Source organism: Acidovorax sp. LjRoot66 (assembly GCF_964253305.1).
In the GTDB taxonomy this organism is placed as follows: domain Bacteria; phylum Pseudomonadota; class Gammaproteobacteria; order Burkholderiales; family Burkholderiaceae_C; genus Acidovorax.
In genome coordinates, this window is the sequence record NZ_CAXUQU020000001.1 from 3,458,205 (window position 1) to 3,472,225 (window position 14,021).

At 66.6% G+C, this 14,021-nt stretch carries 9 protein-coding genes; 5 read left to right on the forward strand and 4 right to left on the reverse strand.

Translation table 11 applies throughout. The annotated features are described in order from the left end of the window. The first annotated feature begins 118 nt into the window (after positions 1-118). Complete coding sequence (locus ACSQ3Y_RS16245; protein WP_436178060.1) at positions 119-4,288, forward strand: fibronectin type III domain-containing protein; 4,170 nt, start codon at positions 119-121, stop codon at positions 4,286-4,288. Positions 4,289-4,502: 214 nt separating this feature from the next. On the opposite strand, the gene ACSQ3Y_RS16250 is transcribed toward ACSQ3Y_RS16245, so the two are convergent. Continuing rightward, the gene (locus ACSQ3Y_RS16250; RefSeq protein ID WP_057203343.1) at positions 4,503-5,051 is read right to left on the reverse strand and encodes a dihydrofolate reductase family protein; all 549 of its coding nucleotides are present in this window, start codon (positions 5,049-5,051) and stop codon (positions 4,503-4,505) included. Between the two features lie 227 nt (positions 5,052-5,278). On the opposite strand from ACSQ3Y_RS16250, the gene ACSQ3Y_RS16255 reads away from it, so the two are divergent. Next, positions 5,279-5,446 carry a hypothetical protein gene (locus ACSQ3Y_RS16255; protein WP_436178061.1) on the forward strand — a complete coding sequence of 56 codons (168 nt, stop codon included), beginning with the start codon at positions 5,279-5,281 and terminating at the stop codon, positions 5,444-5,446. A gap of 18 nt (positions 5,447-5,464) precedes the next feature. Beyond that, positions 5,465-9,481 carry a beta strand repeat-containing protein gene (locus ACSQ3Y_RS16260; protein WP_436178062.1) on the forward strand — a complete coding sequence of 1,339 codons (4,017 nt, stop codon included), beginning with the start codon at positions 5,465-5,467 and terminating at the stop codon, positions 9,479-9,481. A gap of 247 nt (positions 9,482-9,728) precedes the next feature. Here ACSQ3Y_RS16260 and ACSQ3Y_RS16265 read toward each other — a convergent pair whose 3' ends face one another. Then, entirely contained in the window at positions 9,729-10,061 is a 333-nt protein-coding gene (locus tag ACSQ3Y_RS16265; RefSeq protein WP_436178063.1) for a phasin family protein, read from the reverse strand. Between the two features lie 66 nt (positions 10,062-10,127). Then, positions 10,128-10,565 (reverse strand): universal stress protein, encoded by a 438-nt coding sequence (locus tag ACSQ3Y_RS16270; RefSeq protein WP_436178064.1) that lies wholly within the window; start codon positions 10,563-10,565, stop codon positions 10,128-10,130. Between the two features lie 277 nt (positions 10,566-10,842). Between ACSQ3Y_RS16270 and ACSQ3Y_RS16275 the strand changes: the two genes are divergently transcribed. Continuing rightward, a complete protein-coding gene (locus ACSQ3Y_RS16275) occupies positions 10,843-12,111 on the forward strand; it encodes an MgtC/SapB family protein (RefSeq protein WP_436178065.1) in 1,269 nt (422 codons plus the stop codon). A 393-nt stretch (positions 12,112-12,504) separates the two neighbouring features. Here the strand turns inward: ACSQ3Y_RS16275 and ACSQ3Y_RS16280 are convergent, their stop codons facing one another. Further along, complete coding sequence (locus tag ACSQ3Y_RS16280; protein WP_428001131.1) at positions 12,505-12,828, reverse strand: antibiotic biosynthesis monooxygenase family protein; 324 nt, start codon at positions 12,826-12,828, stop codon at positions 12,505-12,507. A 115-nt stretch (positions 12,829-12,943) separates the two neighbouring features. On the opposite strand from ACSQ3Y_RS16280, the gene ACSQ3Y_RS16285 reads away from it, so the two are divergent. After that, complete coding sequence (locus tag ACSQ3Y_RS16285) at positions 12,944-13,831, forward strand: LysR substrate-binding domain-containing protein (protein ID WP_436178066.1); 888 nt, start codon at positions 12,944-12,946, stop codon at positions 13,829-13,831. The last annotated feature ends 190 nt before the right edge of the window (positions 13,832-14,021 follow it).

A 14,021-nucleotide genomic window follows, 5' to 3' on the forward strand; every position in this document is an offset into this window, starting at 1 on the left:
TTTTCAGGGGCCTTGTCACTAGTTCTAGGGACATACAAGCCGGCCGCAAGCCGATAGATTCCGGCGTTATCGCCTGTGCGCTGCCTGCGCCGGCGTTTCCATCATGAAAGCTGCCCCCATGCCAACCCGTCCGACACCCTTCTCAAGCACCCCTGCAACGGGTGGGCCCCTGGCCTGGCGCCGCGCCGCCACCCCGTGGGCCATGCTGCTGTGGCTGGTGATGGCCTGGCTGCTGCTGTCCGGCCCCACGCCCGCGCGGGCCCAAAGCGCCGTACCGGCATCGGTGCTGGGCCAGCCTGTGCAGCAGTTGGCTGCGGGCCTGGAGCACACCTGCGCGCTGACAGCTGCCGGGGCGGTGCAGTGCTGGGGCTGGAATGCCTCCGGCCAACTGGGCGACGGCAGCACCACCAACAAGAGCACTCCCCAGCCCGTCACGGGCCTGGCCAGCGGGGTGGCGTCCATTTCGTCGGGGGCCAACCACGCCTGCGCGTTGACCACGGCCGGGGCCGTGCAGTGCTGGGGCAACAACGGCTACGGCCAGGTGGGCAATGGCAGCACCACCAACCAAAGCACGCCCCAGCCCGTCACGGGCCTTTCCAGCGGGGTGGCGGCCATCGCGGCAGGGCAGTTCCACACCTGCGCGCTGACCACGGCCGGGGCGGTGCAGTGCTGGGGCGCGAACAACTCCGGCCAACTGGGCGATGGCAGCACCACCAACCAGAGCACGCCACAGCCCGTCACAGGCCTGGCCAGCGGGGTGGCGTCTATTGCGGCAGGGGTTGCCCACACCTGCGCGCTGACCCTGGCCGGGGCCGTGCAGTGCTGGGGCTCGAACAGCTCCGGCCAACTGGGCGATGGCAGCCTTACCAGCAAGAGCACGCCCCAGCCCGTCACAGGCCTGGCCAGCGGCGTGGCGGCCATTGCGGCGGGGAACTATTACACCTGCGCGCTGACCACCGCCGGGGCTGTGCACTGCTGGGGCCAAAACACCCTCGGCCAGTTGGGCGATGGCAGCGCCACCAACAGGAGCACGCCCCAGCCGGTTACAGGCCTGGCCAGCGGGGTGGCGGCCATTGCGGCAGGAGCCAACCACACCTGCGCGCTGACCACGGCCGGTGCCGTGCAGTGCTGGGGCTATAACAACTTCGGCCAGTTGGGCGATGGCAGCGCCACCGACAGGAGCACGCCCCAGCCGGTTACAGGCCTGGCCAGCGGGGTGGCGGCCATTGCGGCAGGGGTGCTCCATACCTGCGTTCTGACCACGGCCGGGGCTGTTCAGTGCTGGGGCTGGAATAGCTCTGGCCAACTGGGTGATGGCCGCACCACGAACAAAAATACGCCCCAGTCCGTCACGATCCTGGCCAGCGGGGTGACGGCCATGGCGGCAGGGACTAACCACACCTGCGCGCTGACCACGGCCGGGGCCGTACAGTGCTGGGGCTGGAACGTTTTCCGCCAACTGGGCGATGGCAGCACCACCGACAAAGCCACTCCCCAGCCCGTCACGGGTCTGGCCAGCGGGGTGGCGTCTATTGCTGCAGGGGTTTACCACACCTGCACGCTGACCACGGCCGGGGCTGTGCGGTGCTGGGGGAACAACGGCTTTGGCCAACTTGGCGATGGCAGCAGCACCAACAATAGCACGCCCCAGCCCGTCACAGGCCTGACCAGCGGGGTGGCGGCCATTGCGGCAGGGACTTACCACAACTGCGCGCTGACCAACGCCGGGGCCGTGCAGTGCTGGGGCCGCAACAATGAAGGCCAACTGGGCGATGGCAGCACCACCGACAAGAGGACGCCCCAGCCCGTCACAGGCCTGGCCAGCGGGGTGGCGGCCATTGCGGCAGGGGAGAACCACAGCTGCGCGCTGACCACGGCCGGGGCTGTGCAGTGCTGGGGCGACAACAGCTTTGGCCAACTGGGCGATGGCAGCACCACCGACAAAACCACGCCCCAGACCGTCACGGGCTTGGCCGGCGGGGTGGCGGCCATTGCGGCAGAGGGCAACCACACCTGCGCGCTGACCACGGCCGGGGCCGTGCAGTGCTGGGGCCGCAACGCATACGGCCAACTGGGCGATGGCAGCACCACGGACAAAAGCACACCCCAGCCCGTCACGGGCCTGGCCAGCGGGGTGGCGGCCATTGCGGCAGGGGGTTACCACACCTGCGCGCTGACCACCGCCGGGGCCCTGCAGTGCTGGGGCCGCAACAATCAAGGTCAACTGGGCGATGGCAGCACCACCGACAAGAGCACGCCCCAGCCCGTCACAGGCCTGGCCAGCGGGGTGGCGGCCATTGCGGCAGGGGGTTACCACACCTGCGCGCTGACCACCCCAGGGGCGGTGCAGTGCTGGGGCCGAAACTCCGAGGGCCAACTGGGCAACGGGGGCACGGCCGACCGCAACCTGCCAACGCGCATCGCTACAGCGCAGGCCATCGACTATCCAGTAGCGGCTGGCTCGCCTACCTCGGGCGCCCCGACCACCCTGGCGGCCACCGTCAGCAGCGGCTTGGCCGTGGTGTTCGACACCTTCACGCCCGATGTCTGCACCGTGAGCGGCACCACGCTGACGGTGCTGGCCGGCAAAGCTGGCTACATGTGCGGAGTGCTGGCAAGCCAGGCAGGCGGTGCGGGCGCCGATGCCGCCTACTTCGCGGCGGCGCCGACGCGCTCTCGTCTGATGCTGGTGCAGCCTGGTGTCCCCGACGCCCCCGCCGCCGTGACCGCCACTGCCACCGACGCCCAGGCGCGCGTGGCCTGGACGGCACCCGCCAGCGATAACGGCAGCGCCATCACCGCCTACACGGTGACCGCAGTGGCCAACCCGACCAAGACCTGCACGGTCAACACCGGCAGCCCGCTGCACACCACCTGCACGGTGCCGGGTCTGGTCAACGGCACCGCCTACACCTTCACCGTCAAGGCGACCAATGCGGTGGGCGATAGCGTGGCATCGGCCGCCAGCGTGGCAGTCATACCAGCTGCGCCCGCCGGCGGTGGCGCACCCACCACGGTCAGCGTCAACAGCACGGGCGTCACCACCATCACCGACCCCAGCCTGCCGATCGTCGTGGGCCCAGGGGCGGTGGGTGGCACCATCGTTCTGCCCGGCACGGGCACCACGCCGGTCACGCTGCAGGTCACGGTCAACGGCCAGCCGCTCACGGTGCAGGCCCTGCCCGGCACCCAGTTGCAGGTGGCCCAGGTCAATGGCCAGAGCGTGCTGGTGCTGGTGGTGCTGCAGGGCTGGGCAAGCATGACCAGCAGCTCGGCAGGCCAGCCCATGGCGCTGGCGGGCGAGGTGCTGCTCAGTTCGGGGGCTGCAGGCACGCGCATCGAGGCGCAGCCGCTGGTGGTGGCCGTGGTCAGCGGTTCGCTGGTGCCTGCCTCCGGGGCCCTGCCCGAGCTGGGTAGCCAGGGCCTGCTGGCGGGCGAGCGCCTGCAGGTGGACGCGCAGGGCAAGCTGGTGTCCATTGCGCTCGGCTCGCTCAAGGGCGATGCACAGCAGGTGGGCGATGCCATGGCGTTTGCCAACCTGCCCGCCAGCATCACCGTGGACGGCGCGGCGTATGCGCGCCTCAGTGGTGCAGTCACCCGCCTCTCGGGCGCGAACCTTGCCGTGGGCCTGGAGACCACCCCCTCGGGCGTGGTGCTGGTGCGCGATGGCGGGCAGACCATGCAACTGCTGCCCGTGCAGCCCATCACCATCGACACGCGCCTGCCCGATGGCATCACCTTCACACCGCTGGGCCTGCTGCGCTGGGTGCGCGGCGGCGTGGTGGTGCAGTTTGCGCCCGCCGTGGCCGACCTGGCGGGCCTGGCCCAAGCCATCACGGCATTGCTGCCCGATGCGAAGACCAAGCTCGGCGCTGAAGGCGTGCTGCAACTGCGCACCGGTGGCCAAACCTACGTGCTGCGGCCCGACTGGATGGGCGCAGGCGCGGCCACCGGCACCCCGCAGATCGGCGTGGATGAACAAGGCCGCATCTACCTGCAGACAGGGCAGAGCGCGCGGCAGTGGCTGCTGCCGGCGCTGCTGAGCCCAACGCAGGCCAGCGCGATCCTGGGAGCTGCCCTGCCGGGCGCAATGCTGGCGGTGCAGCCATCGGCCAGCGATGGATCGATGACGCTGACGCTTGGCGGCACCCAATGGCGCCTGGTGCCGCAGTGGGTGCTGCCCGAAGGCGGTGCCGCGAGGCAGACGGCGCCCTGGACGCTGGGCGCCGATGGCGTGCTGTACTTCAAACTGGGCAGCCAGGTGCAGGGCGTGCACATCGCTGACTGACTGAACGATGAACCGACCCTGGGGGAGCGCGTGGGGCGCCGTTCCCACGCCCAGGAGCGTGCGCGGCAGAAGGAGCATCGGCTGCAACGCCCGATAAACCGGTCTCGCCGGGGTTTACCTCTGGCGTCCAGGGGCCCACCTGGGTTTGTCGGTATTAGCCAGCGATCCCCGGCTTTCGGACGTTTTGCTTCGATGCCTTCCGCCGCGCACGCTCCTACCTGCGCGGCACATACCGCATCGCCACGGCCCCCGAGCCAAACTCCACCCGATCCACCAGCTCCAGGTCCACGTACTTCGACAGCCCCGCGAACAGGGTCGGCCCATGGCCCACCAGCCGGGGGTGCACCACGAACTCGTACTCGTCGATCAACCCCAGCTGCGCCAGCGCCATCGGGAGCTGCACGCCCCCGGTGAACAGCCCCTTGCCCGGCTGCTGCTTGAGCTGCTGAACGGCAGCGCCCAAGTCCCCGAGCAGGAGCTCCGCGTTCCATTCAACCTGTGCCAGGGTGCTCGACACGACGTACTTCTTGGCCGCGTCGATGGTCCGGGCAAACGGGTCCGTCCAGCCAGGCCGTGGTTCGGTTGATGCCGCAGGTCGGAACGCGGCCTCCATCATCTGGTAGATGACCCGCCCGAAGAGCAGGGCATCGGCGCGTTCGAGGTTTTCGACCGCGTGGCGGTGCAGCTCTTCGTCTGCGGGCATGGCGCGGTGGTCGCAGCACCCGTCCAGGGTGACGTTGATGGAGTACCGGAGAGGGCGCATCGCAGGGGGGATGGGGAAGGTGGTGTCCATCCGCAGTGTAGTGGGCCCTTGCGCCAACGGGCTTGCCAGCTGGCAGCCACGGCGGGCCGAACCACGATGGGCGTGTGTAAAGCCTGCCACTGTTACCTGTTCATGGGGCATTCCAGGAGCATGGCGCCCCTATGATCAGAGCACTGTTCCGCATCTCCGCGGCCCATACAAAACCATAAGCCTGCAGGAGAAGCCCCATGGCGGTCAGTACGCAAGAGCAGAAGCTGCTCATCAAACTCGTCGTCAGCATGCTGGGCATCTCCCCCGGCAGTGCCTACATGCCGCTGTTGGTCAAAACCTACGAAGACGTGGGCCACAGCCTGCCCGATCTGGCCTTGGCGCTGGCGGGGTTGCCGCAGTTTTAGGCGCGCTACCCGGCCGGCATGGCGGGCGACGCCTTCGCCACCCAGTTCTTGACCGGCATGGGCCTGGCGGCCGATGCAGGGCTGCACCGCCTTGCGGCGGACCTCTTCAACACGGGCACGCCGCCGCAGCAGATCATGCTCGCCGCCGTGCAGGCCCTCGCATCGCCCACCGTGCCGGCGCAGTACGCCGCCGCACGCGCGCTGCTGGAGAACAAGGCCGAGGTCGCCTACTACCACACCCAGATCGCGGGCCGCACGGAAACCGACTTTGCGGCCCTGGCCAAGGTGCTGGAGAACGTGACGCACGACCCGGCCTCGGTGGCCGCGGCCAAGCTGGTGCTCGACCAGCCGTTGGTGCCGGATGCAGGCGGTGGCGGGCCACCACCGGTGTTCGCCGTGACCAAGGGCGCGGGCGACATCGCCTCGTTCACCACTGCGGGCACGCAGATCGACCTGACCGAGGCGGGCGGCACCTTCACCTTCACCAGCAGCGGTGGCAGCGTGGGCACCGCCACGGTGACAGGCCCGCTGGCAGGCTTCGCCGTGCCCGCAGGCGCTACCCTTGCCCTCAGCAGCGCGCTGGCCAATGGCAAGGCGTTCTCCGGCGCGGGCACCGCCCTGGTGGTGGCCAATGCGGGTGGCGAAGACCTCACCGCGTTCACCGGCACCGGCGTCACCGGCTTTGCCCTCACCAGCGGGCAGAACTACACCCTCACGGCCGCGCAGGCAGCCATCGGCCGCATCGGCACCGGCGGGGCGGCGGGCACGCTGACCGACGTGGGCACCACCACCGTGCGCGACACGCTGGCCGCCCTGGGCGGCGGCACCGCCGCCACGCTCAAGGCCCACGGCGCGGACAGCGTGATCGCCAGCGCCACCACGCCCGGCGACATCTCGGCCACCACGGTAGCCGGCATCGACAGCATCGTGCTGGCCGGCGGCAACTACACCATGACGGCGGCGCAGGCCGCGCTGGCCGATGGCACCACGGGCACGCAGGTGGTGACCCTGACCACCCAGGCCAGCGGCACGCTGGCCGCCAGCGTTGAATCCTTCGCGCTGGGCAATTTTGCCAACAGCGTGACTCTGGGCGCCGCAGGGCAGAACGTGAGCAGCCCTGCCGGCACCGGGACCACGCTGGACATTGCCGGCGCCACGCCCACCGGCACCTGGGCACTTGGCCACGCCAGCGACGACACGCTGGTCGCCACCGACGGCGCCAACATCCAATTCGTCAACGGCGGTGCCGCCACCACGGCGGACAAGCTTGCGCTGACCGGCAGCATCCTCATGACGCAGGCGCAGCACGAGGCGCTGGCCAGCATTGCGGCGCCCGGCTCATCGGACAGCGTGACCATTGTCAACGTCGGCACCGTCACCGCCCGCGCCGATGTGGAAACCTACAGGGTGGCAAACTCCAGCGCCCCGAACACCATCCTCATCACGCTTGGGACCACCAACGTGACTGGCGGTTCGGGTGATGCGACACTGGTCATTGCCCCCGGCCTGGCAGTCACTGGCAACTACGTCCTCAACGGCTTCTCCGGCGCGATCAGCGCGGGCAACGGCGTGAACCTTTCGGGCGTGAACAGCGGCGGCGCAACCACGGCCAAGGACCTCACCATCAACGGTGCGATCAGCATGTCGCAGGCGCAGCACGGGGCGTTTACCACCGTCAGTGCCACGGGCGGTTCGGACGAGGTGACCATCACCACGGGCGGGGCCGTCACCGCAAAGGCCGGCATTGAAACCTACAAGCTTTCCGGGGGCGGCTCCAACACGCTGACGGTGCTTGCGGGTGCGACACAGATCATCGGCGCAGCGGGCAACGCCACGACGGTGGATATCGGCAGCCACATCGTCAGCGGCACCTGGACGCTGGGCAACGCCAACGATGTGATCGTCGCCTCGGGTGCAAACATCTCCGGCGTCAACGGCGGCGCTGCCACCACGGCGGAAAACCTCACGCTGACCGGCGGCATCATCATGACGCAGGCCCAGAGCTTGGGGCTGACCAACATTTCAGCGACTGGGGGCGCGGACTTCATCACCATCACCACGGGCGGCACCGTCACGGCGCGCGCAGGGGTGGAAACCTACACCGTGTCGGGGGGCGCCTCGAACAACGTCTTCGTACTGGCCTCCACCAGCGTCAACGGCGTGGCGGGCAACGCTACGACGGTGAGCGTGGGTGGCACCACGGTCACCGGCAACTACCAGTTGAGCCACGGTGCAGACGTGCTGGAGGCGACCAATGGCGCCAACATCGCGGGCGCCACGACGAGCTCGGTCGAGAACCTGACGGTCAGCGGCGACATCTCGATGCGTGCAAACCAGTACACTGGCTTCGGCAATATCACGGCCACGGGCAACAACGACAGGATCATCCTCACCTCGGCGCTCAACGGTGGCCAGGTTCTGAATGCAGCAGTGGAGAACTTCACCCTGGCCGCAGGGAACAATTCGGTCACACTGGGTGCCGCGCAGTCGATCAATGCACAGGCCCTCACCGCCGGGCAGTCGCTGGCGCTGGACGGCAGCTTCGCGGCAACCGTCACGCTGGCGGACGGCAATCTCTCGGCCAGCAGCGCCACGGGAAAACTTACGGTGACGGGCGGGACGGCGGCCAATACCATCACGCTGGGCAGCGGCGGCGACACCGTAAATGCCGGTGACGGTGCGGACATCATCACAGGTGGGGCCGGCGTTGATACCCTCAATGGCGAGGATGGCAATGACACATTCCTGTACGGTTCGATGGCGGAGTTTCTGTCGGCAAACGCGCTGCTCGACCTGGTCAATGGCGGCAACGGCATCGACACTGCAGAGATCGGCCCCGCCGCTATCGTCCTGACAACTTCGTCCGACCTGACGCACATGACCAGCGTGGAGCAGATCAAGGCACGAAGCCAGTCCGCGACAAACTTCGCGCACAGCATCGTTGTCAACAGCGACTTCAACCTGGGTGACGTGACCACCATTGATCTTTCGGGCGACACCAAGTTTGGCTCCTCGGCAAACTTCGACATGACCGGCGTCACGCGGGACCTCACGCTCAAGGGTGTGGGCGCGAGCGGGAACAACTTCGTCGGCGGTTCGGGCGTGGACACCATCGTCGGCGGCAGCGGCGCCGACTTCATCTTTTATGCCAACGCGGCCTCGTTTATCTCCGGCACTGCAGTGGTCGACAGCATCGATGGCGGTGGCAGCACCGATGCCATCACGGTCGGTGGCTCGTTCAGCGTCGGCAGCACGCAGTCGCTCGCGCGCATCACCAATGTCGAGGCCCTGCGCAGCGACGTGAATGCGGGCGCTGCCCGAAACTTTGCTTTGACCTTCCAGTCCGACGCCAACCTCGGCTCCATCAGCCAGATTGACCTGGTGTACGACCAGGCCACCGGCTCCACGGCGACGATCAACCTCTCGGGCGTTACGCGAGCTATGACGGTAAGCGGCGTGTTCCAGGGCACCAACGCCATCACCGGCGGCTCGGGCGGGGACACCCTGTCGGGCGGCCGGGTCAACGACACCTTCCGCGGCGGCGGCGGCAACGACACCATCACCACCTCCATCACTGGCACCGCCACCTATGTCTTCGAGGCAACGGCTTCCGCCAACGGCAATGACACCCTGAACGGCGTGCTCAGCACCGGCAAGTTCGATTTCTCGGGGTTTCTCGGCGCACCGGGCGCGCTACTGAACGCTGCGGTGGACGCAACAGCCGATGCTGTGCGCCTGGACCTTACTGCCAACAAGAACATCGGCGTGCGCTACGGAAGCTCAAGCCTGTCCACCACCAACATCAAGACGGCCAGCACGGGAGCCGCCGGCGAAGTCATCATCGCCAACGACGGTAAGGCGGTTGTCTTCTCGTTTGCGAGCGGCAGTACCGGCAACAACGCCAATGGGTCCATCTACTACGTGGAAGACGTTCTTGCAGGTGCTGGCGAGCAATGGGCCGTGTATATGGTGGGCACGATGAGCGGCAGTAACGCCACCATTCTGCAGATGGTGAATCAGGGCATGTACCTGTAGGAGGATGCCGGCTGTCAGGTCTGCGGGCGCTTGTCTCCGTGACGGGCGTACCTTGGCTGCGCCGCCGATCATCCGGTTGCGGACTGGGACAAATGCGCTCTCAGGAGTGCGTGGATGCAATGCCACGCCCGGTCGCACGATCAAAGGCGGATGCCGCTTCCAGCAAGAAATCGGGGTACGCATACTGGTTGCGAAACCCCAGTACCGATGTTTGCATGTCGAGCGCAAGCATTCCCATCTGTTGCCATTACCGGACAGCACTTTCCATCCCGAACTGAAGCCACTCGGTTTGCAGTGCAACGAGATCGCACGGGGTGCATGGGCCTTTGAGCTTTTCGGCAATTGCTGCATGCCGTTGCGCCACTGCCTGGACGGTGTGTGCCTGTGCCTTCCACATGCCGTCAAGGCCGCGGCACAGTGACGTGGCGCAGTCGGCTATGGCTGCAGACTGATGCTGCTGCACAGCGTCCCAGAACCCGCGCAAGGGAGTTGCCGAGGACGGCACTGACGGGAGGGGGAGGGAGTGGACGGTCATGGTCGTTCTTTCCTTGTTGTCGGGTTGGGGGCTTGGCACCTGCATGGCTGGCCTGCTTCACGTTGGCCAGCATTCCTGTGCCCAGGGATGCAACCGTTCGACGCGAGCGCTCTATTCGTCGCCGCGCACCACGAGCACGGGAACGGGGGCGGTGCGAATGACCTGTTCCGCGCCGCTCCCTAGCAACACCCGTCCCAAGCCCTTGCGCCCGTGGGTTCCCACCACGATCAGGTCTGCCTTCCATTCGCGGGCCTGAATGGCCACCGTTTCACCGAGCCGCACGCCAGGAATCTCCGCCAGCACGGAGTCTGACTCCACCCCAGAAGAGCGGGCAATCGCCATCGCATCGGCCAAAAGGCCGTGTGCCTGGTTGCGTGCAACCGGGAGGAGATCGACGCTGTAGTCGTAGCCGGAAATCAGTGCCAGGTCGTCGATGGCATGCACGAGGCGCACCACGGCACCACATTCCCGCGCCAGCCCGAGCGCGGTGGCGAGTGCCTTGTTGGAGGTCTGGCTTCCATCGACGGGAACGAGAATGCGCTTGAACATAGGGTTCTCCTTGGGGTGGGAGTTCCATCATGGATGGACCGGTGCGCGCATCCATTGACCTTGGTCATCCTTGGCGGATACAGCTGGATTTTTCCTGCCGCGCTGCTGTGAGTAACTGGGGCAGGGGAGCAGCGCAGCGGCGATGCGTTGTTTCTTGATCCGCATCAAGTCCCCCCGGTGCGTGGCTCGCGAAGATGATCGATGTCCTGCACGCGCGGCCTCTGGCCTTGAAGGATGTGTGCTGTTGCGCGTCGCAGGCCATCCAGAAAGGTGTCTGATGGATTCGACTGCCAGCAGCCAGGCAACCATGCTCCCGGCCCTCGGCCTGGCCGTGGCGCTGGGTGTCGGTCTTCTCATCGGCACCGAGCGCGAACGGCGCAAGGGGCAAGGCGACGACCGCGAAGTGGCCGGTGTGCGCAGCTTTGCCGTTGCCGCCGTCTGCGGGGCGTTGGCGCAAAGCCTGCCAGTGCCGGGCCTGGTGGCGGTGGGCGCGCTGCTGGTGACCCTGCTGGCGGTGATTGCCTATTTCAAAAGCCGCTCGAAAGACCCGGGGCTGACCACCGAGATGGCCCTGTTCGTCACCTACCTGATCGGGGTGCAGTCGGCCATTTCACCGCCGCTGGGTGCAGCCTGTGGTGCGGGCCTGGCTGCGCTGCTGGCCGCGCGCAGCCATCTCCACCGGTTCGCGACCGAGTTGCTCAGCGAGCAGGAGCTGCATGATGGCTTGCTGCTGATCGCCCTGGCGCTGATCCTTTTGCCGCTGGTTCCATCGCGTCCAATGGACATGCTGGGTGGCATCAATCCGCGCCCGCTGGCCGCGATGGTGCTGCTGATCCTGGCGATGCAGGCGGGCGGCCAGGTCGCGCTGCGCAGGCTGGGCCCCCGCGGCGGGCCGCTGCTGGCAGGCCTCGTTTCGGGCTTTGTCTCCAGCACGGCGTGCATTGCATCGCTGGGCAGCCGGGCCCGTGCCCAGCCGCAGCAGCTGTCGGTCCTGGCGGGGAGCGGCGCTGTCTCGGCATCTGCCACCTGGCTGCAGGCCTTGATGCTGTCGGCGGCGCTCTCACCAAGTGCCGCGTGGGCACTGCTGCCCAGTGCACTTGCTGGGGCGGTGGGTGCGGCTGCGTGCGGCGCAGTTCTTGCCCGCCATGCAGCCGCCCCACCCGAGGCGCTGCCGGACAGCAAGGGCTCCGCCCTGCGCCCCCGCGAGGCCATTCTGGTCGCGCTGGTACTTGCGGGTGTGACCTTGCTGGTGGGAAACGCCCAGCGCCATCTGGGCGACACGGCAGGCAACATCGGCGTGGCGTTGGCAGCGCTGCTCGATCCCCACGCCTCCATCGCCGCGCTGGCCGCGCTGCATGCCGCCGGCCGTGTATCTGCCGATCACTGGATCGCAGGCGTGCTGGTGGCCATCGGTGCCAACACGTTGACCCGTTGCGTGGTGGCAGCCGTAGCGGGCGGCAAATGGTTCGCTGCACGCATTGCGGGGGCGCTGGCGTGCAGCCTGGCCCTCGCATCGCTGACGGCGTGGTGGACCCTGCTGGGGTGATTCACTGTTCAACCTGCCAGTCCCTTGATGGGCACCAAGCCGCAAGAAGGTAGCGGCTGACACAGTCAGCCATGACCACTGCGTCCATGCCTTCGACCCGCGCTGCGAACAGCGGCGCGTGGCCAAGATCCGCATCCATCAGAGCCATGGGCAGATGCAGACCGGTACAAGGACAAGGCCGCAGCAAAGGCGCCGTACCGAGTGGGCCTGCCAGACCTGCGCATTCAGTAGTACGGAACGGACCTCTCCCCGCGCTCAGCCCGTGTGCACTGGGCCTTCCAAAAGTGCTCCATCAATCGCCAGACTGCGTTGCACCACGAAACGCGATGCGGACTATCGCGGCGTTGCTCCGCCACACGAACCATCCCATCCGCACAGGTGCTTTGGCTGCGCTCAAGCATCAGGGCGGACCGCTGCCGATTTGCGGTTGGCCGAATCCCGCACCACGTTGCAAACCTGCACGCGGTACTCCGAAAAGAACACCTGTCGCCCCATCTTCTTGGCCCCAACGTGCTCTGGGTGGGCCGCCCAGGCCTTTAGACCTTCTTCGGACTCAAACTCCACGATCGTTACCCGTTCGCCGTCGTCGGCCGTGAAGCCCTTGTGCGAAACGTAGCCGGCAATGCCTCGGACCAACTCGCTCATCCGCGCTGCGGATTTCTGGTATTCGCCCTGGAATTGGGCGTTCAATCTGGATCTGAAAACGGTGACGATCATGGATCCTCTTTCAACGCAAAGTGTGCACTTCAAAGACAAAGTGATTGCAGTCTAGAAAGCATCGTTCGTCTCGTAAAATGAATAATTAAAATCATTTCATTCTTGAATTGAGAATATGGACTTGCCCGATCTGCGCGTTTTCAAGGCTGTGGCTACGGCTGGTGGCATCACACGGGCGGCGGCTTTGCTGCATCGCGTTCCGTCCAATGTCACGACGCGCATCAAAAATCTCGAAAGCAATCTCGGCGTCACACTCTTTGACCGGGAAAATCGGCAGTTTCAGTTGTCGCCGCAAGGAAAAGTGTTGCTCGAATACGCCAATCGCTTGCTCTCCTTGGCCGAGGAGGCGCGCGGTGCAATGCACGAGCAGGTGCCGCGTGGCGTGCTTCATTTGGGTGCGATGGAGAGCACCGCTGCCATTCGCCTTCCGTCGCTGATCGGGCAGATTCACGATAACTACCCGGATCTTTCCATCGAACTTCGCACGGGCGCGCCGCGCCCGCTGACGGCGCGCGTGCTGTCTGGCGAGCTGGACGCGGCGCTGGTGGCAGAACCCGTGTCCGACCCGCAGCTGGACAGCCTGGTGGCGTACACGGAGCAACTGGTCGTCATCGGACCGGCCGGGCATCCGCCGATCCGCTCTGCCCATGACATTCGAAAAGGCACGTTGCTGGTCTTTGAACCGGACTGTCCGCATCGCCAGCGACTGGAGGCCTGGTGTGCACGAGACAATATGGCACCGAGTCGAATCATTGAGCTTGGGTCTTACCACGCCATCCTTGGATGTTGTGTGGCGGGCATGGGCGTCGCGCTCATTCCGACGGCAGTGCTGGACACTTACACCGAACGCGCCAGGCTTTCGGAGCACAAGCTCAAGGGCGACTTCCGAACGGTGAAGACCTTGCTCATCTGGCGCAGGGATTCGCCACAACCCAAGGTGAAGGTCCTTGCAGATTTGATCCGGCAGGGGCAACGGCCACCGCGGCAACGCCGCGTCGATTGACGCAGCCCGGTCAGTCCTGGTCCAGGCGTATCCTTGGCGTTGTCTGCAGATGGTAGAAAGCTGCTATCGGTTGCCTGCTTCGGGGCAAGGCTGAAAATCAGCCCTGGGCGATGGATTCAACCGGTCGTGCACCTCCCTTGGTCCACCTCAGGGCAACTGAGCAATGCGGGGATTCCCAGTTGCAGCAGCT